This is a genomic window from Sphingobium fuliginis (assembly GCF_004152845.1).
Lineage (GTDB): Bacteria > Pseudomonadota > Alphaproteobacteria > Sphingomonadales > Sphingomonadaceae > Sphingobium > Sphingobium fuliginis.
The window spans coordinates 304,404-327,972 of the sequence record NZ_SEON01000006.1; the positions used below are offsets into that span (position 1 = coordinate 304,404).

Annotated in this window: 19 protein-coding genes; 12 read left to right on the plus strand and 7 right to left on the minus strand. The window is 67.1% G+C overall.

Annotated elements, in window-relative coordinates; all coding sequences use genetic code 11:
- Positions 1–2: 2 nt before the first annotated feature.
- The 5 genes from EWH10_RS15870 to EWH10_RS15890 all read left to right on the plus strand — a co-directional run bounded on the left by EWH10_RS15870 (position 3) and on the right by EWH10_RS15890 (position 7,603).
- Complete coding sequence (locus EWH10_RS15870; RefSeq protein WP_229742645.1) at positions 3–3,401, plus strand: cellulose biosynthesis protein BcsC; 3,399 nt, start codon at positions 3–5, stop codon at positions 3,399–3,401.
- Positions 3,401–3,877: a cellulose biosynthesis protein BcsD gene (bcsD, locus tag EWH10_RS15875; RefSeq protein WP_048578729.1), complete on the plus strand. Its 477-nt coding sequence runs from the start codon at positions 3,401–3,403 to the stop codon at positions 3,875–3,877. The genes EWH10_RS15870 and bcsD overlap by 1 nt, the downstream gene beginning before the upstream one ends.
- A complete protein-coding gene (locus tag EWH10_RS15880; RefSeq protein WP_065846784.1) occupies positions 3,867–4,889 on the plus strand; it encodes a family 8 glycosyl hydrolase in 1,023 nt (340 codons plus the stop codon). Before bcsD ends, EWH10_RS15880 begins: the two co-directional genes overlap by 11 nt.
- 203 nt (positions 4,890–5,092) lie before the next feature.
- Positions 5,093–5,482 carry a nuclear transport factor 2 family protein gene (locus tag EWH10_RS15885; RefSeq protein ID WP_048575628.1) on the plus strand — a complete coding sequence of 130 codons (390 nt, stop codon included), beginning with the start codon at positions 5,093–5,095 and terminating at the stop codon, positions 5,480–5,482.
- Positions 5,483–5,566: 84 nt separating this feature from the next.
- On the plus strand, positions 5,567–7,603 hold the full coding sequence (locus EWH10_RS15890; protein ID WP_065846781.1) for a M3 family metallopeptidase: 2,037 nt from the start codon (positions 5,567–5,569) through the stop codon (positions 7,601–7,603).
- Between the two features lie 6 nt (positions 7,604–7,609).
- Here EWH10_RS15890 and EWH10_RS15895 read toward each other — a convergent pair whose 3' ends face one another.
- From EWH10_RS15895 to EWH10_RS15910, 4 genes are all read right to left on the minus strand, one after another.
- Complete coding sequence (locus tag EWH10_RS15895) at positions 7,610–8,341, minus strand: SDR family oxidoreductase (protein WP_044661053.1); 732 nt, start codon at positions 8,339–8,341, stop codon at positions 7,610–7,612.
- Positions 8,342–8,363: 22 nt separating this feature from the next.
- Entirely contained in the window at positions 8,364–9,653 is a 1,290-nt protein-coding gene (locus tag EWH10_RS15900) for an MFS transporter (RefSeq protein WP_065846779.1), read from the minus strand.
- 120 nt (positions 9,654–9,773) lie between these two features.
- Complete coding sequence (locus EWH10_RS15905; protein ID WP_025551316.1) at positions 9,774–10,730, minus strand: cation diffusion facilitator family transporter; 957 nt, start codon at positions 10,728–10,730, stop codon at positions 9,774–9,776.
- 6 nt (positions 10,731–10,736) lie between these two features.
- Positions 10,737–11,345 (minus strand): flavodoxin family protein, encoded by a 609-nt coding sequence (locus tag EWH10_RS15910; RefSeq protein WP_065846778.1) that lies wholly within the window; start codon positions 11,343–11,345, stop codon positions 10,737–10,739.
- 96 nt (positions 11,346–11,441) lie between these two features.
- Between EWH10_RS15910 and EWH10_RS15915 the strand changes: the two genes are divergently transcribed.
- Positions 11,442–12,293, plus strand: a complete 852-nt coding sequence (locus tag EWH10_RS15915; protein ID WP_065846776.1) for a glucose 1-dehydrogenase — start codon at positions 11,442–11,444, stop codon at positions 12,291–12,293.
- 190 nt (positions 12,294–12,483) lie between these two features.
- On the opposite strand, the gene EWH10_RS15920 is transcribed toward EWH10_RS15915, so the two are convergent.
- Both EWH10_RS15920 and EWH10_RS15925 read right to left on the minus strand, forming a co-directional pair.
- Positions 12,484–14,601 carry a putative bifunctional diguanylate cyclase/phosphodiesterase gene (locus tag EWH10_RS15920; RefSeq protein WP_065846774.1) on the minus strand — a complete coding sequence of 706 codons (2,118 nt, stop codon included), beginning with the start codon at positions 14,599–14,601 and terminating at the stop codon, positions 12,484–12,486.
- Between the two features lie 171 nt (positions 14,602–14,772).
- A complete protein-coding gene (locus tag EWH10_RS15925) occupies positions 14,773–16,965 on the minus strand; it encodes a TonB-dependent receptor (protein WP_065846771.1) in 2,193 nt (730 codons plus the stop codon).
- A gap of 243 nt (positions 16,966–17,208) precedes the next feature.
- Between EWH10_RS15925 and EWH10_RS15930 the strand changes: the two genes are divergently transcribed.
- The 6 genes from EWH10_RS15930 (at position 17,209) to EWH10_RS15955 (ending at position 22,638) form a co-directional block, all read left to right on the plus strand.
- Positions 17,209–17,757, plus strand: coding sequence for a hypothetical protein (locus EWH10_RS15930; RefSeq protein WP_065846770.1), 549 nt, complete (start codon positions 17,209–17,211; stop codon positions 17,755–17,757).
- Between the two features lie 118 nt (positions 17,758–17,875).
- Positions 17,876–18,667 (plus strand): acyl-homoserine-lactone synthase, encoded by a 792-nt coding sequence (locus EWH10_RS15935; protein ID WP_025551308.1) that lies wholly within the window; start codon positions 17,876–17,878, stop codon positions 18,665–18,667.
- Positions 18,667–18,969, plus strand: a complete 303-nt coding sequence (locus EWH10_RS15940; RefSeq protein ID WP_025551306.1) for an acyl carrier protein — start codon at positions 18,667–18,669, stop codon at positions 18,967–18,969. The genes EWH10_RS15935 and EWH10_RS15940 overlap by 1 nt, the downstream gene beginning before the upstream one ends.
- A complete protein-coding gene (locus EWH10_RS15945; protein ID WP_025551304.1) occupies positions 18,966–19,832 on the plus strand; it encodes an SAM-dependent methyltransferase in 867 nt (288 codons plus the stop codon). Before EWH10_RS15940 ends, EWH10_RS15945 begins: the two co-directional genes overlap by 4 nt.
- Before the next feature lie 117 nt (positions 19,833–19,949).
- Entirely contained in the window at positions 19,950–21,746 is a 1,797-nt protein-coding gene (locus EWH10_RS15950; RefSeq protein WP_065846794.1) for a fatty acyl-AMP ligase, read from the plus strand.
- 292 nt (positions 21,747–22,038) lie between these two features.
- Positions 22,039–22,638 (plus strand): hypothetical protein, encoded by a 600-nt coding sequence (locus EWH10_RS15955; RefSeq protein ID WP_025549430.1) that lies wholly within the window; start codon positions 22,039–22,041, stop codon positions 22,636–22,638.
- A gap of 18 nt (positions 22,639–22,656) precedes the next feature.
- Here the strand turns inward: EWH10_RS15955 and EWH10_RS15960 are convergent, their stop codons facing one another.
- Positions 22,657–23,559 (minus strand): LysR family transcriptional regulator, encoded by a 903-nt coding sequence (locus EWH10_RS15960; protein WP_065846768.1) that lies wholly within the window; start codon positions 23,557–23,559, stop codon positions 22,657–22,659.
- Positions 23,560–23,569 lie beyond the last annotated feature (10 nt).

Below are 23,569 nucleotides of genomic sequence, written 5' to 3' on the forward strand. Positions count from 1 at the left end.
TCATGAAGAAGACGATCTCCATCCTCGGCCTGCCGCTGCTGGCCATCGCGACGATGCCCCTGGCGCAGGCGGAGGTGCAGGGTGTCGCCCCGCTGCTCAAGCAGGCGCGCTACTGGCAGTCCAAGGGACGCGGCGACCTGGCGCGACAGGCCTATAACCGGGTGCTGGCCATCGATCCCGCCAATGCCGAAGCGCGGCGCGGCCTTGCCGGCAATGCGCCCCAGCCCAAGGCCGCGGCCAGGCCGCAGCCTGCGCAAGCCGCCCGCCCTGCCCCTCCCGCCCAGGCGGCGGCGCAGGCCCCGGCGCGCACCGCGACCGCGCCCGCGCGCCCCACCCGTACGGACCGGGGCGGCGACGCCCGTGCCGCCGGCTTCCGCGCGCTGGAGGCCGGACAGCTCGACGCCGCGGCCGCCCGCTTCCGCACGGCGCTATCCGCCAATCCCAACGACGCCGACGCGCTGGGCGGCATGGGGATCGTGCGGCTGCGCAAGTCCGAATTCGCGCAGGCCCGCGACCTGCTGACCCGCGCCTCGCGCATGGGGGGCGCGGGCAAATGGGCCGAGGCATTGCAGTCGGCGCGCTTCTATGCCGATTTGGACTCCGCCCGGACTGCGCTCGACAAGGGCGACCTCGCGCAGGCGGAGCGGCTCGCCGCTGCGCTCAGCCAGTCGGACTTTCGCGACAAGGGGCCTGCGGTATCGGTGCTGGCCAGCGTCTATGAACGACAGGGCCGCTATAATGAGGCGGCCGAACTCTACCGCCAGTTGGGCAAGGCCGGCGCTGGAGCCGCGACGGCCCAGGCCAGCGCCACCCGCAACGAGGCGCGCGCCGCCCTCGACGCAGGGGACAGCGCCCGCGCCGAACAGTTGCTGCGCGCCGCCATGGGCAATGCGCCTGACGATCCCTGGGTCGCCTACGACCTTGCCGGGCTGCTTCAGCAGCAGGGCCGCGTGGCGGAGCAGGACGCGCTGGTCCGCCAGCTTTCCTATTCCGACAAGCCCGAACCGCTTTACGCCGCCGCGCTGATCCTGGACCGCGCGGGACGCACCGGCGATGCGCAGGCCGTCGCCGCGCGCATCCCGGAAGGGCAGCGCACGGCGGAGATGCGCAATTTCATCGCCGGCCTCGGCATATCCGCCACCATCGCTCAGGCTAAGGCCGCTGGGGCGCGGGGCGCGCAGGGCCAGGGGCTCGCCATGTTGCGCCAGGCGTCGGAGATGCGCGGCCTGTCCGCCGACCGCATGGGCGCGCTGGCGCAGGGCATGCTGGAACTGGGCGATGCGCGCGGCGCGGGCCAGCTGGCGGCGCAGGCGCTGGACGCCCCCGCCAATGACGCCGGCGCCTATGACGCGGCGGTGCGGGTGCTGGCTCAAACCGGACAGGACGGCATCGCCATGAGCGCCGTGCAGAAGGCGTCGGCGCTGGCCGGCCCCTCGCTTCAGGGCCAACGCAGCCTTGGCAATCTGAAGGCGACGCTGGCGGCCGCGCAGGCGGACCGGATGCGGCAGGCGGGGCAGTTCGCCCCGGCCTTCGACATGTTGCAGGCGGCATGGAACGATGCGCCGGGCAATGAGGAAATCCTTTCGGCCCTGGCGCGGCTGTACCAATCGGGCGGCCTCAACGCGCAGGCGGCGCAGACCTTCCGCATGCTGCTGGCGCAGAAGCCGGCGGATCGCGACGCGATGGTGGGCCTGATCGACACGGCCAGCGCATCGGGCGACATGGAAACGGCGCGCGCCGTCACCCAGCAGGCGATCCAGATGCATCCGGCCGATTACCGGGTCTATATGGCGGCCGCCCGCATGGCCCGCACGCGCGGCAATGACGGGGACGCGGCGCGTTACCTCAAGACCGCCCGTGCGCTCTACATGCGCGAAACCGGCATGGCGCCCGGCGCCGTCATGGCGAACGGCAATCCCTTCGCGGCGGCGCCCCAATCGGCCAACCCCTTCCGCGCCATGGCCGCGCCGCAGCCGGTCAATCCGTTCGCGCTCGGCAGCAATCCCACGGCCCTGTCGGCGCCCTATGCGCCGCCCATGGGCTTTGCCCCTCAGCCGCCCGTGGGGTCAGGCTTTGGCGCGCCCGTCCCGGCTGCCATGCCCGCCTACCCGCCCGCGCCGGGCTATGCCGCCCCCGCCGGGTTTCCCGGAATGACGGCCCCGGCGCCTTCCTACGGCAACTTGGTCTATGCCGATCAGGCCTATGCCGATCGGAACAGCGGCGTAACGAACGTCCCCGCAGATCCGGTGCTGGCGGAGATCGACCAGCAATTGCAGCAATCGGCCGACGAAAGCGGCCCGCGCGTCGACGTCGACACAGGCTATCGGTCGCGCTCGGGTGAAACGGGCCTCAGCAAATTGCGCGAAATGACTGGCAGCGCTTCCCTCTCCGCCCCCGTCGCGGGGGGCCGGGTCGGCGTCAAGGCGACGGCGGTCGTGCTGGATTCGGGCCGCCCGACCGGGTCGGGCCTCGCCCGCTTCGGCACCAACGCCACGCCCGAGGCGCAGGGGATCGTGGACGAGCAGCCGTCCCAGCTCACCAGCGCCGAAACGCAGCATCAGTCAGGCGTCGCCGTCACCGCCAGCTATGTCAGCAAGCTGCTGAAGCTGGAAGCGGGCGTCACGCCGCTGGGTTTCCCCAAGGAGCATGTCACCGGCAGGATCGAGGTGACGCCCCGCCTGTCGACCAATGCCACCGCCCGCATCTGGGCCGACCGCAAGCCCGTGACCGACAGCATCATCGCCTATGCGGGCACGGACGACCCACGCACCGGCGCCTTCTGGGGCGCTGTGATGAAGAGCGGCGGCGGCCTGTCCCTGTCCTATGACCGCAACGGCAATGGCGTCTATGCCGACGGCTCCTTCTATCATTATGACGGCACGGCGGTGCGCGACAATGACAGCGTGGAGATCAATGCCGGCGGCTATTTGCGGGCGTGGCAGAATGCGCGCTCGGGCGTTTCCGTGGGCTTCAACGTCAATTACCAGAATTACGACAACAACCAGAATTACTTCACCTACGGCCATGGCGGCTATTTCAGCCCGCAGAGCTTCCTCAGCGTCAATTTCCCGATCCGTTACTGGACGAATGACGGCCCGATGAGCATCCAGGCCAGCGTCGCGCCCGGCTATCAGAGCTACGATCAGCAGGGTGAGCCCGTCTATCCGACGGAGCCGGGCGCGCAGGGCGTGCTGGATTTCCTCAAGAGCCAGAACAGCGACGTCCGTTCCCGTTATGACAGCATCAGCAAGACCGGCTTCGGCCTGTCGGCGGCGGGCGCGATTTCCTATCGGGTCAGCCCGAACACGCGGCTGGGCGGGGAACTGAATATCAACACTTTCGGTGAATATAAGGAGTTCAAGACACTGATCGGGCTCAAGCAGAATATCGGAGGCAATTGATGTTGTTCGTGAAGGATTTCCCGGTGGCGGGCAATCAGGACATCGCCATGCTCGCATCCGGCGGGGAGGCCGCCCAGCGCTTCGTCAGCCTGATCCTCGGCGAAATCGCCTCCGCCGCCACGGCGGAACAGATGCAGGGCTTTTTCCGCGCGGTCGGCGCGCGGCTTGCCAAAAGCCATCCGATCGTCAATGCCAAGGATATGGACAGGCTGACCCAGCACGGCAACATGGTCTGGGACAGGCTGCATTGGGGCAGCGTCCGATTCGAACTGGACGATGAAGGAATCGACATCTTCCATGACGGCCTGCCCGAAAGGCTGGAGGGCGATGCCGACGGCATATGGGCCGGAGTCGCCCCCTTCATCCTGGAGGGAGCCTATGACGCATGGTTCCGGCAGATGGGCAGCGGGGAACGGCTCAGCACCCGGATTTCACGCAGCCAGGGCGGGCATATCGAACTGCGTCATGGGATTTGAACGGCGGACGGTCCTGACCGCCCTCGCCTTTGCCCTGACGACCGGCTGCGCCCGCGCCAAGTCCTCCGCCAAATCCATGGATGGCCTGATGCTCGATCCCGCGCTCTGGCAGGGCTACAAGGCCCGCTTCCTGGCGCCAGAAGGCCGGATCGTCGACAATGGCAATGGCGGCGTCGGCCATAGCGAGGGTCAGGGCTACGGCATGGCGCTGGCGCAGGCGGCGGGCGACAGCGCGGCCTTCGACGTCATGGCGCGCTGGACCGCCCAGACGCTGTTGCGCAAGGACATGGCGCTGCATAGCTGGCGCTACACGCCCGGCCGCGCCGATCCGGTGGCCGATCCCAACAATGCGACCGACGGCGACCTGCTGATCGCCTGGGCGCTGCTGATGGCGGGTCGCCGCTGGGGCAAGGCGGATTATCTGCAGCAGTCGGCAGCGGTCCGGGGCGCGGTCGCGCAGAAGCTGATCGTGCAGCGCCACGGCTTCACCCTGCTGCTGCCCGGCCTTGTCGGCTTCGCCAAGGCGGATCGAGTGATCGTCAACCCCTCTTATTATGTCTGGCCGGCGATCGACGCCTTCGCCCGGCTGGAACCGCGCGTCTGGGGTCCGTTGGCCGCCGATGGGCTGAAGATCCTGAAGGCCGCGCGCTTCGGCCCCTCCGGCCTTCCCGCCGACTGGCTCGACATCAAGGGCAAGGGCGTGGTCGAACCGGCGGAGGGACGCGATCCGGTCTTCGGCTTCGAAGGCATCCGCGTGCCGCTCTACTGCCTGATGAGCGGGCGGCGGAGCGCTTGCGACTCGATCGCGCGCTATTGGCTCGCCCTCGTGCGCGCGGGCAGGCCGCTGCCCGCCTGGGTGAATGTGGTCACGGGCGAAACCGCGCCCTATGCGCTCTCCGCCGGCGCCACCGCCATCGCCGGACGCCTGCTGAACCGCAACCTGCCGGCCGCCGCCGCCGATCAGGACTATTATGCCGCGACGCTGGGACTGATGAACCAGATGCGGATTTGAGCGGTTTTCCGGGGTGGATTGCGGACATTCCCCCTCCCGCAGGCGGGAGGGGGCTAGGGGGTGGGCTGGCGCGGCATCAGCGTGAGTTTTCAACGGCTAAGCTGGAAGCTCGCTGCGCTCGCACCCACCCCTAACCCCTCCCGCCTGCGGGAGGGGAATGTCTTAAACTGGCCATTTCCGGTCAAGAATCCTAAAGCCACCCGATGACGACATCCCCCAACCTTGCCATCCGCATGCGCCGCGCCGATTTCAACCGCGCCCTGGCGGAGGCGGACCTGAACGCCATCGGTCCCCTGCTCGCGCCCCAGGCCATGCTCGTCACCGGATCGGACAGCGCGGTGATCTCCGGCCGCAAGGCGCAGCTTCAGGCGTGGAAGCGGGAATTCGCCGCAGCGGAGCGCACCATCTACACCCGCACGCCGGAGCATATCGTCGCCTCGCCGGTCGAACCCGTCGCGATGGAGCATGGCCGATGGCAGGGCGTGACCGCCGGTTCAGACCGTCCCCTCGCATCCGGCACCTACAGCGCCAAATGGCGGCAGGTCGGCGCGGACTGGGTCATCGAAGCGGAAATCTATCTGACGCTCGCCTGACCGGAAACGCTTGAACAGCCGCTCACCCACGCCCAATTAGAGGCTGTTCCTCCTGCCACGGAGGCCCGCAAGCCACGAGTAGCCATGACCACCGCCAATCCCCTCCTTGCCGACAGCGACCTGCCCGATTTCGCCGCCATCCGGCCTGCCCATGTCGTCCCCGCCATGGAGGAAGCGATCGCGGCCCACCGCGCGGCCATCGAAGGGATCACCGCCAGCGGGAAGGATGATTTCGGCGCGGTCATCCTGACCGCCGAGCGCGCCGATTTCCTGCTGTCGCGGGTCTGGTCGCCGGTGGGGCATCTCGCCTCCGTCGCCGACACGCCCGAATTGCGGGAAGCGCATGCCGCAGCGCAGGCGCTGATGACAGCCTATCTGATGGAGGCGGGCCAGAACCGCGCCCATCACGATGCCGTCGCCCGGCTCGCCGCCCGGTCGGATTTCGCCAGCCTGCCGCCTGCCGCCCGGCGCGCGGTCGATCTTGCCCTGCGCGGCTTCCGCCTGGCGGGCGTCGCGCTGGAGGGGGAGGCGCGGCAGCGTTTCCTGGACATCGGCGTGGAGTTGAGCGACCTCAGCACCAAATTCGGCAACGCGGTGCTCGACGCCACCGAAGCCTGGAGCGAGCATGTCACCGACGAGGCGGCGCTGGCGGGCGTTCCGGACAGCGACAGGGCGATACTGGCCGCCTATGCGCAGGAAAAGGGGCTGACCGGCTGGCTGATCACGCTGCGCCAGCCGAGCGTGCTGGCGATCCTCTATCATGCGCAGGACCGGACGCTGCGGGAGCGGGTCTATCGCGCCTACAACAGCCGCGCCTCCGATCAGGCGGAGGACAGGAGCCACGACAATAGCGAACGGATCGACGCGATCATGGCGCTGCGTCATGAAGCCGCGCAGATATTGGGCTTTGCCGATTCCGCCGCCCATTCGCTGGAGACCAAGATGGCGGCCGACGCGGACGAAGCGCTGGCGTTCCTGGCCGACCTCGCCCGGCGGGCGCGGCCGGTCGGGGAACGCGAACTGGCGGAGGCGCGCGCCTTCGCGGCCGAGCATCTGGAGCTGGACGATGTGCAGCCATGGGACCTTTCCTATGTGGCCGAAGCAATGCGCCGCACGCTGCATGGCGTGGATCAGGAGGCGCTGAAGGCCTATTTTCCCCTGCCCCGCGTGCTTGCGGGAACGCAGGCGCTGATCGAGCGGCTGTTCGGCGTCCGCCTCGTCGCCCGGCAGGGCGTGCCGACCTGGCATCCGGACGTGCTGTTCTACGACGTGCTGGACGCGGACGACAGCGTGGTGGCGGGCGTCTATCTCGACCTGTTCGCGCGGGCGGGCAAAAGGGGCGGGGCGTGGATGGACGTGTGCCGTTCGCGCTTCCGCGATGCCGACCGGCTGCATCTGCCCATCGCCTACCTCACCACCAATTTCGCGCCGCCCGCGGGCGACCGGCCTTCGCTGGCGACGCATAATGACGTGGTGACGCTGTTCCACGAATTCGGCCATGTGCTGCATCATCTGCTGACCGAGGTGGACCTGCCGTCGATCGGCGGCATCAGCGGCGTGGAATGGGACGCGGTGGAACTGCCCAGCCAGTTCATGGAGAATTTCGCCTGGGACGGGGACACGCTGATCGGCCTGTCCGGCCATGTCGACAGCGGCGAGCCGCTGCCGCAGGCGATGTTCGACCGGCTGCTGGCGGCGCGCCAGTTCCAGGCGGGCCTTGCCATATTGCGGCAGATCGAATTCGCGACCTTCGACCTGCTGCTCCACCGCGACTATGACCCGGCCAAGGGCGCGCGAGTCAACGCCGTGCTGGATCAGGTGCGCAAGGCGGTCGCCGTGGTGCATCCGCCGGAATGGAACCGCTTTGCCCATGCGTTCAGCCATATCTTCGCGGGCGGCTATGCGGCGGGCTATTATTCCTATCTCTGGGCGGAACTGCTGTCGGCGGACGCGTTCGAGATTTTCGCCCATGCCGATATTCCGGGCGGCGGGGCGACCGCTTTCCGGCGCGAAATCCTGGCCGCCGGGGCGAGCCGCCCCGCCGCCGAGAATTTCCGGGCCTTTGCCGGGCGCGCGCCGGAGGTCGACGCGCTGCTGCGGATGCGGGGGTTGGCTGCCTGAATCGCTTCAGAAATGGGCGGTGTAGCCGCCGTCCACCGCCAGCACCTGTCCGGTGACGTAGGATGCCGCGTCCGACGCCAGGAACAGGACCGGGCCGACAATCTCCTCCGGCCGGCCCCAGCGTCCGAGCGACGTGCGGCGGGCGAGATGATCCGCGACGGCCGGGTCGGCGGTCATCTCCCCATTGGCCTCGGTCGCGAAATAGCCGGGGGCGACGGCGTTCACGGTGATGCCGCGACTGCCCAGTTCCGCCGCCAGCGCCCGCGTCAGCGCGTCCAGCCCGCCCTTCGCCATGGTGTAGGCGGCGTCGCCGGACCGGGCGATCTGGCCCGCGATGGACGTGACGTTGACGATCCGCCCGCCCTCCTTCATCCCGGCCGCGATGGTGCGGGCGAGGTCGAAGGGCGCGACCAGATTGATCTCCAGCATCCGCCGCACCGCGGGCCGGTCCAGTTCTCCAATCGGTCTGCGGTCGCGATGGCCGGCATTGTTGACCAATATGTCGATCGGGCCGCAGGGGCCGAGCGCCGCCCGCAGCGCTTCGCCATCCTCCAGGTCGAAGATCAGCGGCGCGCTCGTCCCGCCCGAGGCGGCGATGGCGGCGGCGGTCGCCTCAAGCTGCTCGATATTTCGGCCATGGAGCAGGACATGCGCGCCGGCCCCGGCCAGGCCCAGCGCGATCTCGCGCCCCAGGCCGCGTCCGGCTCCGGTGACGAGGGCGATTTTTCCTTGCAGCATCCAAGCCTCTCCATACAGCCGGTCAGGCGAGGACGAAGGTCTTGCTCCGCCCGCGGTTGATCAGCAGCACCAGCCCCGCCCCGATCAGGCACAATATCCCCGCCGCGACGAAGGCGGGCATATAGCTTTGCCAGACGGTGCGGGAAAGGCCGCCCGCCAGCGCCGCGCTCGCCGCGCCGAGCTGATGCCCGGCGAAGATCCAGCCGAACACGACATTGGCCCGCTCCGGTCCGAAACGCTGCGCCGTCAGCTTGACCGTCGGCGGCACGGTCGCGACCCAGTCCAGGCCGTAGAACATCGCGAAGACCGACAGGCTGTAGAGCGAGAAGTCGCTGAACGGCAGATAGAGCAGCGAAAGGCCGCGCAGCCCATAATACCAGAACAGCAGCCAGCGATTGTCGAACCGGTCCGACAGCCAGCCCGACGCCAGCGTGCCCGCGAAATCGAACAGCCCCATCATCGCCAGCATCGACGCCGCGCCCACCGCCGCCAGCCCATAGTCGCCGCAAAGCGCGATGAAATGCGTCTGGACCAGCCCGTTGGTGCTGGCGCCGCAGATGTAGAAGGAAAAGAACAATATCCAGAAGCTGGGCACCCGCGCGGCATCGGCCAAGATGCGGAGCGGGCTCATCAACAGGGCGCCGAAGCTGGCGGGCTGCGGCGGGGCGGGATGCACCTCGCTCTCGCCATAGGGCGGCAGGCCGAGGTCGGCGGGACGGTCGCGCATCAGCAGCAGCACGACCATCGCCGCCAGCAGGATCGCGCCGCACACCAGCAGGACCGAGGCGCGCCAGCCGAACCGCTCCGTCAGCGCGGCGAGCAGCGGCAGGAAGGCCAGCTGACCCGTGGCGGTGCTGGCCGACAGCAGCCCCATGACCAGCCCGCGCCTGTGCGCGAACCAGCGCGTGGCGACGGTGGCGCCCAGCACCATGGCGGTGAGCCCGGTGCCGATGCCGATGACGACGCCCCACAGCAGGACGAGATGCCACAATCGGGCCATGCCCATCGACAGCAGCAGTCCGCCGACGATGATGGACAGCGAGATCAGCATCATCCGCCGCACGCCGAAGCGGTTCATGAAGGCGGCGGCGAACGGGCCCATCCCGCCGAACAGCAGGAAACGGATCGCCAGCGCTCCGGAAATATCCGCCGAACTCCAGCCATATTCCTTTTGCAGGGGGATGATGAACACGCCGGGCGCGCCCACGGCCCCGGCGACGACCAGCATGGTGAAGAAGGTCGCGGCCAGCACGGCCCATCCATAATGGATTTGCCGCGTGCCCATTTGGCGGGCGAGAGTCGCTGACAGCATGAAGGCCTTCCTCCCGGATCGATCGACCGGCGTTAGATGACGATCGTCATCAGATGGTCAAGGGGCCAATTGACGGAATATGGACGTGGAAGGCCGCGAACAGGCGGGGCGGGCCGGCCGTCAGGCGGAAGCGCGCGGCTGGACCAAGGCGTCCTCCCGCTTTTCCGGACGGATATAGATGGAGGTTAGTTCGGGAATCGCCCGCTTCATCTCGCTTTCCATCTCCTCGATCAGGCTTTCGGCCCGGCCCATGCGCAGATCGTCGGCGAAATCGGCGCTGATCGCCACGAACACCGCGTCGGGCGCGGTGTGGATGGTGCGGATGTGATTGACGGCGGTGATTTCCGGCCGCCGGTCGAGCAGCGCCCAGACCGCGTCGATGATGGCCCGGTCGGCGCTCTCCCCGATCAGCAGGCCCTTGGCCTCCCGCGCCAGCAGCACCGCCACCGCGCCCAGCACCAGCCCGATGACGATGGAGGCGACGCCGTCCAGCCGCGCATTGCCGAAATAATGGCTGGCCCAGACGCCGATGGCCGCCACGATCAGCCCGATCAGCGCGGCGCTGTCCTCGAACAGGACGATGAAGCCGGCGGGGTCCTTCGACCGGCGGATCGATTGCCACCAACTGCTGGGGCCGCGTTTGCGTCCGAATTCCCGCACGGCGATGGTCCAGGATGCGCCCTCCATCAGGAAGGCGATGGCCAGGACGATGTAGTTGACGGCGGGGTCGCGCAGCGGCTCCGGCTGCCGGATATGAAGCCAGCCTTCATAAATGGATACGCCCGCGCCGACCGCGAAGATCAGGATGGCGACGACGAAGGCCCAGAAATACAGCTCCCGCCCATAACCGAAGGGATGGGCGGCGTCGGCGGGCTTCTTCGCCCTGGCCTGACCATAGAGCAGCAGCAATTGGTTGCCGCTGTCGACCATCGAATGCACCCCCTCCGTCAGCATGGAGGAGGAGCCGGTCAGGGCCGAGGCGACGAACTTGGCGACCGCAATGCCGATATTGGCCAGCAGCGCGCCGTAAAGGACGATATTTTCCCGGATATGCGCGACGCGGCCGGTTTTCGCCACCTGGGTTCAGCCCGGATAGGGGGAGGACCGGAGCAGGCCGGCCAGATGCGCCGCATTGCCCGCCACCATCTTCGCGGTCTTCTCCACCTTCTCCGGCACCTGCCCCAGATCCTTGAAATCGATCGAGCCCATGGCTTCCCCCACCCAATAGCAGGCGGCCGTGGCCGGAATCGTCCAGCCGACATCGTTCAGCGCCTGAAACCATTGCGCGGTCGAAAAATGCGCCCCGTCTTCATTGCCGACAATCGCCGCGACCGCAACCTTGCCATAGCTCGGCATGCGGCCCCGCTCGTCTGTCTCGCCCAGAAAGGCGTCCATGCGTTCCAGCACCCGCTTGGCGACGCTGCTGATCTGCCCCAGCCAGATCGGGCCGCCGAAGATCACTATGTCATGGTCCAATATCCTGCGGCGCAACGCCGGCCAGGCGTCGCCTTCTCCTTCATCGGACGTCACGCCCGGCCTGATGTCGAGCGCCGCGACCCGCACCGTGCCGGTGAGTTCGACATCATGGGCGGCAAGGGCCTTCGCCAGCACCGCGATCATCGCGTCGGTCGAGCTGGATTCGCCGTCCCCCGCCTTGAGGCTGCAGTTGAGGGCCAGGGCTTTCAGAACCATCGCATGTCTCCATCCGCCCCATCCACGCGCCGAACCGGGCTCCAGCCAATGAACTCCCCAGCAGGCGATGTGTTCTTCGGGGAAAGGAGATTTGCGATGCCCGATACCGAAGAGATGATCCATGAGGATGGCCTGCCCGGCCATGAAAGCCGGCTGGAGCCCAAGCCGGAATGGGAACCGCGCTATCCCGGCTCCGGCCGGCTGGCGGGCAAGGTGGCGATCGTCACCGGCGCCGACAGCGGAATCGGGCGGGCGGTCGCGGCGCTCTATGCCCGCGAAGGGGCCGATGTCGCGATCTTCTATCTCTGCGAACATGACGACGCGGAAAAGACCGCCGGGATCGTCCGGGCGGAAGGGCGGCGGGCGCTCACGATCGCGGGCGACCTGGGCGACCGGGACTTCTGCCAGCGGGCCGTGGCGCAGGTGGTGGAGCAGTTCGGGCGGATCGACATCCTCGTCAACAATGCGGGCGAGCAGCACCCCGACAGCGACATCACCGACATCAGCGAGGAACAGCTGCGCCGCACCTTCCAGACCAATATCTTCGCCATGTTCTTCCTGACGCAGGCGGTCCGCCCACATCTGAAGCGCGGGGCGGCGATCGTCAACTGCACCTCCGTCACCATGTATCAGGGGTCGAAGGAACTGCTCGACTATTCCAGCACCAAGGGGGCGATCACCGCCTTCACCCGGTCGCTGTCCGAAAATCTGGTGGGGGACGGCATCAGGGTGAACGCCGTCGCGCCGGGGCCGATCTGGACCCCGCTTAATCCCAGCGGCGGGGCAAGTCCGGAAAAGCTGGAGCATTTCGGGGAAAGCACGCCCATGGGCAGGCCGGGCCAGCCCAATGAAGTCGCCCCGTCCTTCCTCTTCCTCGCCTGCGAGGACGCCAGCTACATGTCGGGGCAGGTGCTGCATCCCAATGGGGGCACCATCGTCAACGGCTAGAGCCAATCGTGCGGAAAAGCTGCCCTGAGCCTGTCGACGGGTTGGAACCGGTTTTCCGCCTGAAAGGATGGGACAACAGAAAGCTGGAGCACGCGACCCGCGTCCGATCTGGCGCAGCATGCTCCAGGCGCGAGCGGATTGAAGCCGCACCACGTCCCTGCGCCTCACCTGACCGGGATCCGGTCTTCCCTCAGGCGGTCAGCGAGTCCGCGCCGCCTTCCCCGCGCATCCCGCGCGGAGGCCAGGGCGCGGCGCGCCGGTTCAGGGTGATGATGGCGCTATTCTCGCTCCAGGACTGGATCAGCGCGGGAATATTCTCCGACGGCGCGGGCCGGCCGAAATAGAAACCCTGGGCATAGTCGCAGCCCAGTTCGCGCAGCTTGACCGACTGGTCCGCTTCCTCGACGCCTTCCGCCACCACCTTCATGTTGAGCGCGCGGCCCAGCGTGATCAGCGCGGAAACGATGGCGGCGTCGCTTTCGCGCGCCGTCACGCCGCTGACGAAGGAACGGTCGATCTTCAGCGTGCTGACGGGCAGCGACCGCAAATGGGAAAGCGAGGCGAAGCCGGTCCCGAAATCGTCCAGCGCCAGCGGGATGTTGCACATGTGCAGTTCGTCGATGGAACGGCGCACCGTGTCCGACCCCGCGCCCAGGAACACCCCTTCGGTGATCTCGATCTCTATGGAATCGGGCGCGATGGAGAAGCGGTCCATGGTCTCGATCAAGCGTCCGGCAAAGCGTTCCCGCCGCAATTCGGCCGAGGACACGTTGATGGCGACATGCCCCAGCGTCAGCCCGCGCGCGCGCCACGCGGCCATGTCGGCGAACACCTGGCTGGTCATCGTCTGGCCGATCATGTCGGCGACGTCATGATCGTCGAACGCCGCGTAGATTTCGGCGGGCGAGCGGATGGTGCCGCAACTGTCGCGCCATCGCAGCAGCGCTTCGAACCCGACCAGTTCGCCCGTCTGCAACGACACCTTGGGCTGATAATAGCTGATGATCGTGCCGTCGCGCACGGCGGTCCGCGCCCGGTTGATCATGGCCACGCGCTCCTGCATGTCCTCCAGCAGCGACTGCTCGAACATCTGCATGCGCCCCCGGCCCAGCGACTTGGCGCGATAAAGCGCCAGGTCGGCATGGCGCAGCAGTTCCGTCGCGACCCGGCCATCCTCGGGGAATGCGGCCACGCCGATGCTGCCGCGGCATTCGAGCGAGCGCCCGGCGGCGAACAGCGTCTCCCGAATGGTGAGGACGCGATTGGCGAGATCGGCAAGCTGCTGCCGGCTTTCGACATTCTCGATCAATATGGCGAACTCGTCGCCGCCCAGCCGCGCCACCACCCCATCGCCGGCGAAGATTTCCTTGAGGCGGGAGGCAAAGCTCTTCAACAGCTCGTCACCGGCATGATGGCCCATCAGGTCGTTGACGTCCTTGAAATTGTCGATGTCGAGCAGGAAGACGCCGACCTTCTTGAAGTCGGTCATGGCGCTCGCCAGCGCCTTGTCCAGGCAGGCGTTGAACATCGCCCGGTTGGGCAGCTGCGTCAGCGAATCATGCTCGGCGTTCCAGCGTATCTGCTCCTCGATCAGCACGCTTTCATGGATGTCCTCGGTATAGCCGTACCAGCGGATGATCCGGCCTTCCTCGTCGCGCCGGGGATAGGCCTGCGCCCGCATCCAGCGATACTGGTCGTTGACCATCAGCCGGACGCGCACGTCGAAGGGCTCGCCGGTGGTCAGCGAATGGGTGATCCGGTGGGTCAGCGGGCCGATGTCATCCGGATGCGTCGCCGCCAGCCAGCCATTGCCCTCCGCCTCCTCCCGGTCCAGGCCGGAACTTTCCAGCCAGCGATCGGTGAAGTCGATGATCCGGCCGTCGGGATCGGCCAGCCAGGGAAGCTGAGGATTATATTCGACGATCAGGCGCAGATTTTCCGTGCTGCGGCGCAGCCGTCCGATTTCGGCATGTTCGGTCGTGACGTCGATCATCACCAGGTCGGCCGCCGGCCGGCCCGCCCCGTCACGACGGATGCGCGCGACGACACGCATATTCCTCATGATGCCTTCACGATCCTCCAGCGTCAGCGTCGCTTCGGCCCTGCCCATGCGCAGAACGGCACGGGCAAGCTGGAGGACGGGCTTGCGAAAGATCCGGTGCACGCCGCGGAACCAGCGGAGCAGCGGCTGGCCGTCCCGCACGCCGAAACGGCTCGCGGTGGCGGCATCGGGATGGCATAGCCCATCCCCGTCGACCGACCACCGCAAGACCCCTGCCGACGCCAGTATCTGCTGGTCGCCATCCATCGGGTCCTGCCTGCCTTGAAATTCATCAGGTGACCGCGATGAAATCTGGTCCGCCATTCTACTCCTGCTGTCCCGGCGCCGCGGCCCTTAAGAAGGTTTCACCATTTGCTGGCTAAGATTTCCTTAATGGCCGCCATATGGGCCATAGCCAGCACGCCCAAGCGCGACGTCCTAAAATGCCGCCGAAAGGCTGACGCCATAGGTGCGCGGCGGCCCGTATGCCGCCGTTCGGTACACGCCCAGACCGGACCGGTCGTCGGCATAGGTCTTGTAGATCCTGTCGGTCAGGTTCTGCACCCAGGCGGCGATGTCCCACTGCCCGCGACGCAGGCCGAAACGCAGGTTGACCAGCGTGCGCGGCCCGGCCTTGAAGGCGTCCGAATTGGTCGGCTCGAAATAGACGGTCGACCGGTGATCCACGTCCGCGCGGGCGAAGATCGTGCCGATCCGCACCGGAACCTCATAGCTGACGGCGCCATAGCCGGTGAAATGGGGCGCCAGCACCAGGTCGTTGCCGGTGCAGTCGGTGCTGGGGCTGCCGACAGAGGGAATGACCGACGCGGGAACGCCGCAATTGTCGAACCTCTTATAATGTGCGTCCAGAATGGCGGCATTACCCTCCAGCCGCAGCCGGGACGTCAGTTGCAGCGACAGCTCGCCTTCCACGCCCTCCACCTGCGCGCGGCCGGCATTGGTGAGCGCCAGCCCGCTGCCCAGCACCTGCGACACCTGCAACCGGTCGTAATCGGTGTGGAACGCGGCAAGGTTCAGCCGCATCCGCCGGTCCAGCGTCAGCATCTTGAAGCCGACCTCATAGCTGGTCGCCTTTTCCGGGCTGGCGGTCAGCCCGCCCAGCGAGGAGGCAAGGTCGACATTGTAAGCCGCGCTCTTGAAGCCGCGGGAGAAGCGCGCATAGACATTGGCGTCCGGCACGACCTCATAGGAAATGGTCGCGCTGGGCGACAGGTCGTCATCGGTCGACCGGCCGTCGAAGGTGAGGTTCGGGAAGCCCAGATAGGTGAAGATACCCGTCCCGCTGGCGTCATCCTGGACGAAATGGGCGCGCTTCTTCTCCCTGGTGTAGCGCAGGCCGGCGGAAAGCGACAGGCGATCGGTCAGTTCATAGTCGAGCCGCCCGAACAGCGCCCCGCTCTCCGTCTTGACGCTGCCCTTGGTGGTCAGCATCGGTTCGCCCGGCACGCCGGTATCGGCGCCCAGACCCAGGCCCCGGTCGGTGCGCACCATCTGGTCGAAATAATAGGCGCCCAGCAGATAGCGCAGCTTGCCGGTGCCGCCCGCCAGCCGCAGTTCCTGGCTGAAGAAATGGGAATCGTCGCTGAAATTGTCCGCGGAGACGAAGTCGACCTGCTCCTGATCGTCGTCCAGCGAGGCATGATAGGAGGAATCGCGATAGGCGGTGATGGCCGTCAGCGTGATCGCGTCCGATGCCCATTCCGTCCTCAGCGAAATGCCCTGGCTGTCGCGGTGCAGCCGGTTGGGCCGGTTGTTGTTGATGTGCAGCGGCTCCCGCGAAGGGAAATCCGCCGGATAGCCGGCCAGCGCGTCCGCCTGGAAGAAGGCGGGCGTGCCGCGGTCGCGCAGCCCCTCCCACCGGGCGATGAAGGACAGCTGGTCGGTCGGCGCATATTTGGCCGACAGCCGCCAGGTCAGCAGGTCGGTCGATCCCGCATCCCTGCCGCCGGACAGATGCTTGTAGAAGCCGTCCTGCCGGGCATAGGCCACCGCGCCGCGCACCGAAAGCCGTTCATTGAGGCGCGTGCCCAGCACCGCCTCGCCCCGCCTGTAATCGTAATTGCCCGCGTCCAGCCGGATGGAGGCGCCGGGATCGGCGTCGGGCTGCTTCGTCTGGACGTTGACGACGCCGGCGATGGTGTTCTTGCCATATTCCGTCCCTTGCGGGCCGCGCACGATTTCCACCCGGTCGACATCCAGAAGATGCTGGACGAAATTTTCCGGCCGGCCGACATAGACATCGTCCACATAGATGCCGACGCCGGTTTCCAGCCCGATATTGCGGACCAGGGTGGAGATGCCGCGGATCGAGATCTGCCCCTGCAACTGGCCTGCAATGCCCCCGCCGATGTCGACATTGGGGGCCATGCGGGTGAGGTCGGTGATGGTCTGCAACCCCGCCGCCACGATCGAATCGCCCGAAATGCTGGTGACCGCCAGCGGCGCCTTCAGCAGCGGTTCCGGCACCTTGCGCGCCGTCACCGTGATGTCGGCGCGCATGTCCGCATCGGCCGGGGCCTGCGCCCGGGCCGTGCCGGAAGCTGCCAGTTCGATCGTCGCGGAAACCAGAAGTGCCCACTTCCATCGCCGCCTGTACCCAAAATTCGTCATCGCCCACGAAACCCGCTATATTTTTTCAATCCGCCGATCATAGGCGGACTTGGTAAACCGCTGGTTAAACTCTTCCTGCGTCCGGCTCCGGATCGGACGAGCTTGCGCTCTGCGGCCGGCGGCCCCGCAACCCGGCGAACGCTCGTTCCGCCGCAAAGAGGAAGCAGGCGGCAGGAAGGCACGCTTAACCCGCTTTTAAGACCTGACGCGGCATGACGGCAGGCATATGCCGCGTGAGGAACCATGAGCGAATATATCCCCAGCACCCAGCTTCGCGCCGGAAGTTCGACCACCGCCGCCGATTTCATCGCGGGGGTCGACAGCACGCTCAGCATCGAGAGCCTCGTCACCCGCTTCAGCCAGGCCCTGGGCCTTCAGGCGGCGAGCCATGCCTGCTATGCTGTCGGCGATGGGGAGCGGCGCTTCCTGTTCGGTGAGACCGGCTGGTGCGGGCCGATCGCACAGCCGGAGGTCCTGCCGCAGATCTGCTTTCCGATCACCGGCTGGGACGAACGGCAATATGAGGTGGAAATCCGCCTGCTGAGCATGCTGGAAAGCCCGGAGGAACGCGCGAACCTGCACGCCATGGCGACGCTCTACCTGTGCCGGGGCATCGCCCTGCTCGACGCGCGCGACGATCTGGCCGCTTCCGCCCTGACCGAGACCGAGCTGTTCTGCCTCGACCAGCGGCAGGCCGGGTGGTGCGACCTCGACATTGCCGAAGCGCTCGACCGCTCCGTCCAGGCGGTGAAGGTGCATGTCCAGCGCGCCCGGCAGAAGCAGGCCGCCTGAACCCCCTTTATCGACCGGATTTTTGCGGGGAACATGGATTGCACCCTGCAACTTTCCGATGACCTCCCCTGTATAATATGTTACAGGCGCTGCCGCTGCATGCGGGGGACGAACGGATTTGATTCATCTGATTTCGAAGAACAATTCCGCACTGTACCAGGACGAGATCAGAGATTTGCACCAGGCCCGCGCGGAGGTGTTCGTCAACCAGCTCGGCTGGGATCTCAGGGTCGAGGACGGATTGGAATATGACGAATATGATGATGCGCGCGCGAGCAACATCATAGGCTTTTCGACCGAGAACCGGGTCGTCATGGGGCTGCGTTTCCGCCCCACCGACGACTGTTCCATGCTGCTCGATCATTTTTCGCATGTCCTGCCCGCCGGCATCCGCCCCATCGACGACGGGCGCACCTGGGAACTGAGCCGCGGATTCTGCATTGAGCGGGGCATGCGCCGCCACAATCTGCGACGGAAGGCCGCGTGCATGATCGCGCCGCTGGAACTGGCCTATGAGGCCGGGATCGACCGTTGCGTGGGCTTCACCGATGTCCGCATGCTCAGCTTCTGCTACGGCGTCGGCTGGAAGCTGACCCTGCTCGGTTCCGCCATGGACTACGGCCAGGGGGAGGCCGTCGCCTATGAGGTGGAGGTGTCGCAGGCCGCGCTCGACGAGATGCGCCAGATGTGGGGCCTGCCCCGGCCTTCGCACATCACCATCGACCAGCTTCTTCCGGAGGAGGAGAATGTGCACGTCGCGGCGGCCCGGCTGGCGCGCGAGCATCCGGAACTGCAGAAGATCGCCGCCCAGCCGGAGATCGGTTCCGTCACACACCCGTCCGCCACGACCGGGGCGGACGTCTATTATGGCAGATTCGGGGCGACCCGTTCGGCTTCAGGGGGACATTGATGAATTCCGACCTTATTCGACAGGCATCGGCAGAGGAAATCGAAAGCTGGATCATTGCCCGCATCGCTGAAATCGTGAATGTGGCGCCCGCCGCCGTCTCTCCCGATGCGCCGTTCGACAGTTTCGGGATCGATTCCGCCAAGGCGATCTCGCTGATGGTGGAGCTGGAGAACTGGCTGAACCTGCCCGACGAACTGCCGCTGGAACTGTTGTTCGAGGCGGAGGCGATCCGCGACGCGGCGACGGGCATCGCCGCGGCGGTCAGCGACATGGCGGCGCAGCAGGGCGGCGTCCGGCCATGATCCAGGACGAACAGATCGAATTTGGCGGATCGGCCGCCGCCATCCGCCACCATTATGATGTCGGCAACGACTTCTATTCGGCGTGGCTCGACCCCAGCATGACCTATTCCAGCGCGATGTGGGACGGCCTGCCCAAGGACGCCCCGCTGGAGGAGGCGCAGCAGCGCAAGCTCGACTATCATGCGGAATCGGTCGGCGCCGGCGAGGGCATGCGCATATTGGACGTCGGTTGCGGCTGGGGCGGCATGATGCGCAACCTGCGGCGCAGGCATGGCGCCGCCGAATGCGTCGGCCTGACGCTGAGCGAGGAACAGCTCGCCTATATCGAGCAATCGGGCGATCCCGGCATCGGCGCGGTCCTTTCCAACTGGCACGACTATCGTCCCGACAGGCCGTTCGACGCGATCATCTCCGTCGGCGCGTTCGAGCATTTCGCCCATCCGCAGCAGAGCGTGGACGAGCGCCGCGGCGTGTACCGCGAATTCTTCCAGGCCTGCCGCGACTGGATGGAAGGGAAGGGCCGTCTGTCGCTCCAGACCATCGCCTATGGCAGGATGTCGCCGGAGGACGCCAATCCCTTCATTGCGAACGAGATCTTCCCGGCGGCGGAACTGCCGACGCTGGAGGACATCGTGGTCGCCTGCAAGGGTCTGTTCCGCGTCGAGCGGCTGCGCGACGACGGGCTGGACTATGCGCGCACCTGCGAGATGTGGAGCAACCGGCTGCGCGGCGCGGTCCGCAGCGGGGTGGTCGATCCGGCCATCCATCCGGTCGAGAAATATTCCCGTTATCTGCGCATGTCGGCCGCCGGTTTCCGCATGCGGAAGATCGGCCTGCTCCGGATAGCCTTCGCGACGGAATGACCGGAATATCCCGGTCACCGGGCGGAATCGCCTGGCGACCGGGACCATGCGGCATCAAAGGACTGGGCGTTTTCGCTCCATGTGAAAAGGCTCCAAAGCATCGGGTTCGCAAAAAAGATGCAGATAGACTTCAGCCGGTCGATCGTCGACATCGTACTGGACCATGGGAACAGCGTCCCGGACCGGCCGGCGCTGATATTCGACCAGGGCGATGGTTCGCAGAGCAGCCTGACCTATGCGCAGGTGGCGGCGCAGGTCGGGCAGCTTGCCGGCGCCATGGCGGCACGGGGGTTGGCGGCGGGGGGGTTGGCGGCGGGGGGGCCGGCCGGTCCCCGGATCGCCCTCCTCTTCTCGGCGGGGACCGACTTCGCGCTCGCGCTGCTTGCCTGCCTCGCGGTCGGCGGCGTCGCCATTCCGCTCGCCCCGGTCGGCCGGCGCAAGGCGCGGCTTCGGAATATCCTGAACATGCTGGACGACATCCGGCCCGACTGCATCCTGCTGGACGACGGCATGGCCGGCCTGTTCGGGGAGGAACTGTCCGCCGCCCTGTCCGCCGGCCCGGTGCGCTATCTGGAATTTGCCGCGCTCGCGGCGGAATCGCACGCCTTCTCGCCGCTGGCGCTCGCGCCGGACCGGCTCGCCGTGCTCCAGTTCACCTCCGGCACCACGTCGAACCCGAAGGGGGTGATGATCAGCCATGGCAACATCATCGCCAATGAGACGATGATCCGCGCCGCCTTCGGCCACGACCGGGATTCCCATTTCGTCGGCTGGGTGCCGCATTATCACGATCAGGGGCTGTTCGGGAACATCCTGCAACCGCTGTTCCTGGGCTCGACCTGCGTGATCACCTCGCCCGCCGCGTTCATCAACAGGCCAATGTCCTGGCTGCAACTCATTTCCCGTTATCGCGCGCATACCAGCGGCGGGCCCAATTTCGGCTACGACCTCTGCGTCGACCATGCCACGCGGCGGGGCATGCCGGACGGTCTCGACCTGTCGGGCTGGCGCGTCGCGTTCAACGGGGCGGAGCGGGTGCGGCCCGCCACGCTCGACCGCTTTGCCGAATGCTTTGCCGATGCCGGTTTCGACAGGCGCGCCTTCCTGCCCTGCTATGGACTGGCTGAATCCACCCTCGTGACCATCGCGGTTCCGCCCCGGAGCGACCCCATCGTCAAGAGCTACGACAGCCGCGCTCTCGCGGCAGGTCGGGCGGTGGAGAGCGCCGGCGGGGACGCCGTGCTGGACCTCGCCTGCTGCGGCCCCGCCATGGCCGGGGCGGAGGCGCGGATCGTCGATCCCGAAACCGGCGAGGCGCTGCCCGATGGCGCGGTGGGCGAAATCTGGCTGCGCGGCCCGCACATCACCGCCGGCTATATCGACAATCCCGCCGCGACGGAGGCGAGCTTCGGCCGGCTGGACGAAGGCGGGCCGTTCCTGCGCACCGGCGATCTCGGCTTTTCCACGGCCGACGGATTTTTCATCGTCAGCCGCCTCAAGGACCTGATCATCGTCCGGGGCCGCAACCATGCGCCCAGCGATGTCGAACAGATCTGGTCGGAACTTTCCGGCACGGTGGGACAGGCAAGCGCCGCCGCCGTGGAGATCGAGATGGGCGATGCGCAGCATATCGTCCTGATCGCGGAGATGAAGCGCGACGACGCCCGGTCCCTGTCGGACGAGAAACTCCAGGACCTTGCCGCCCGGCTGCGCGCCACGGCCATGGAGCGGCTGGAACTGGCCATCACCGATCTGGTGATGGTGCCCGCCAGCGCGATCCCCCGCACGACCAGCGGCAAGGTGCAGCGCAAGCAGGCCGGCAGGATGCTGATGGACGGGGAATTGACGGTGCTGGGCATGGCGGGACCGCTGGCGCAGGCGTTCGCGCCGTCCGGGCAAAGGGCATCCGCCTGAGTTCGTCCTGACAGGGTGGAACGCGGTTCGACCCGACAGGCGAAACCCTGAGGGCCGGGATCGGCCGGCGTCCGCCCGACCGTCTCCCACATCGGCATCCGCGCGAAGGCGCGACCTGCGCCCGATTGAACGCGGCGCTCTGGCTGACGGTCGGCACAGCCGAAGGTCGTCGCGGCGATGGCTGCGCCGTTCGCCCGCGCCAGGTCCGACTCGTTCCTTGATGCCCTGGCCCCGGAAGCGTAAATTGCATGCCGGTCGGGGGCGTGGCCGCCGAAGCGGAGAGGATGGACCGATGATTCGCCTGTCATTGCCGATGCGCTCTGCCATCCCCCTGCTGCTGGCGGCGAGCGCGGGTCCCGCCCTTGCCCAATCGACGATCCTTCCCGAAGGCATGGCCATCCAACTGGAAACCCGACAGGAGATTTCCTCCAAATCCGCCCGCGTCGGCGACAGGATCGAACTGGCCGTGGCCAAGCCGGTGACGATCGGCGGCGTGACGCTCATCCCCGCCGGCAGCCCGGCGGTGGGGGAAGTGAGCCGCGTCAGGGACAATGGCCTGCTCGGCCGATCGGGCAAGCTCGACATCAAGGTCAGCACGGTCAGGGCGGGCGGGATGGACGTGCCGGTGCGCGGCCAGCGCAATTCCCAGGGCAAGTCCGGCACCCTGGGCGCGGTGGGCGCGGGCATCGTCTTCCTGCCGCTGGCGGTGATCGTCCGCGGAAAGGACGTCAAGCTGCCCGCCGGCACGCTGTTCGAGGTCTATGTCGACAAGGAGGTTTCCCTGGGATCGGGCGTGGCTCCGGGCGGCCCGGCCGCCGCCACTCCGGCCGAAAGCCGCGACATGCCCGGCAGCATAAGGACCGTCGATCCCAATCAGGCGCTGGGTTCCTGAAGCCCGTCTCGGCAGCGGTCAGCCCTCGCCCTCCGGCCCCAGCCGCAGCGCGCTCGCCTGCTCGAAAATGGCGGCGATCACCGGATCATTGTCCGAAATACGCCTGGCCACATGGAACTCGATGGGCGACAGGGCCGGCATGCCCTCCAGTTTCACGAGGGCTCCGCTCATCAGGTCGGCACGGGCCATGGGTTCCGGGAAGATGCCGATCCCGCCACCCGCCTTGGCGATGTCGATCATCATCCGCGCATTGTTGCACAGGTTCAGCGATTTACGGGCGATCTGCGAAGCGGCGATCGCGTCGCGCATCCGCCCATAGATCGGGGAATGGCTGGCCAGCGACCAGATCGGAATGGTGCGGTCCGCCGCATCGCCGTGGAATGACGCGGCAATGGCGGGACTGGCGAGCCAGACCAGGCTCACCCCGCCGATGGGACGCGACTGGAGCGCCGGATGCGCGATGGGCCCGGCCGCGAAGGAAATATCGGCGCGCCCGACCAGCAATTGCTGGATCAGGTTGGCGGTCAGGTCGATTTCCAGTTCCAGGCTGACATGCGGCATTGCCCCCTTCAATTGCGACACGAAGTCCGGAAGGCAGCTTGCCGCGGCGATTTCGCCTGCGCCGATGCGGACCACGCCGCTCGCTTCCGCCAATCCGCCGCAGCGCAGCAGCATGCTCTGCAGATCGCTCCAGAGAGGCCCGCAATCGCGCACCAGTTGCCGCCCGGCGGGGGTGAAGGACATGGTCCGGCCTTCGCGGCGGAACAGGCGGGCGCCCAGATGGCTCTCCAGTTCCCTTACCCGCGCCGAAATTGCCGGCTGGGTGGTGTTCAACCGCTCCGCCGCCGCAGCGAATGTGCCGAGCCGGTCGATCCAGAGCAGGGTTTCCAGATGGAAGAGGCCGATGCGATTAGTAGACATGGCTTTTGGC

What these genes read in the sequence shown, in the direction of transcription:
- EWH10_RS15870 (WP_229742645.1), top strand. Translation starts at nt 3, where the DNA reads ATGAAGAAGACGATCTCCATCCTCGGCCTGCCGCTGCTGGCCATCGCG.
- bcsD (WP_048578729.1), top strand. Translation starts at nt 3,401, where the DNA reads ATGTTGTTCGTGAAGGATTTCCCGGTGGCGGGCAATCAGGACATCGCC.
- EWH10_RS15880 (WP_065846784.1), top strand. Translation starts at nt 3,867, where the DNA reads ATGGGATTTGAACGGCGGACGGTCCTGACCGCCCTCGCCTTTGCCCTG.
- EWH10_RS15885 (WP_048575628.1), top strand. Translation starts at nt 5,093, where the DNA reads ATGACGACATCCCCCAACCTTGCCATCCGCATGCGCCGCGCCGATTTC.
- EWH10_RS15890 (WP_065846781.1), top strand. Translation starts at nt 5,567, where the DNA reads ATGACCACCGCCAATCCCCTCCTTGCCGACAGCGACCTGCCCGATTTC.
- EWH10_RS15895 (WP_044661053.1), bottom strand. Translation starts at nt 8,341, where the DNA reads ATGCTGCAAGGAAAAATCGCCCTCGTCACCGGAGCCGGACGCGGCCTG.
- EWH10_RS15900 (WP_065846779.1), bottom strand. Translation starts at nt 9,653, where the DNA reads ATGCTGTCAGCGACTCTCGCCCGCCAAATGGGCACGCGGCAAATCCAT.
- EWH10_RS15910 (WP_065846778.1), bottom strand. Translation starts at nt 11,345, where the DNA reads ATGGTTCTGAAAGCCCTGGCCCTCAACTGCAGCCTCAAGGCGGGGGAC.
- EWH10_RS15915 (WP_065846776.1), top strand. Translation starts at nt 11,442, where the DNA reads ATGCCCGATACCGAAGAGATGATCCATGAGGATGGCCTGCCCGGCCAT.
- EWH10_RS15920 (WP_065846774.1), bottom strand. Translation starts at nt 14,601, where the DNA reads ATGGATGGCGACCAGCAGATACTGGCGTCGGCAGGGGTCTTGCGGTGG.
- EWH10_RS15925 (WP_065846771.1), bottom strand. Translation starts at nt 16,965, where the DNA reads ATGACGAATTTTGGGTACAGGCGGCGATGGAAGTGGGCACTTCTGGTT.
- EWH10_RS15930 (WP_065846770.1), top strand. Translation starts at nt 17,209, where the DNA reads ATGAGCGAATATATCCCCAGCACCCAGCTTCGCGCCGGAAGTTCGACC.
- EWH10_RS15940 (WP_025551306.1), top strand. Translation starts at nt 18,667, where the DNA reads ATGAATTCCGACCTTATTCGACAGGCATCGGCAGAGGAAATCGAAAGC.
- EWH10_RS15945 (WP_025551304.1), top strand. Translation starts at nt 18,966, where the DNA reads ATGATCCAGGACGAACAGATCGAATTTGGCGGATCGGCCGCCGCCATC.
- EWH10_RS15950 (WP_065846794.1), top strand. Translation starts at nt 19,950, where the DNA reads ATGCAGATAGACTTCAGCCGGTCGATCGTCGACATCGTACTGGACCAT.
- EWH10_RS15955 (WP_025549430.1), top strand. Translation starts at nt 22,039, where the DNA reads ATGATTCGCCTGTCATTGCCGATGCGCTCTGCCATCCCCCTGCTGCTG.
- EWH10_RS15960 (WP_065846768.1), bottom strand. Translation starts at nt 23,559, where the DNA reads ATGTCTACTAATCGCATCGGCCTCTTCCATCTGGAAACCCTGCTCTGG.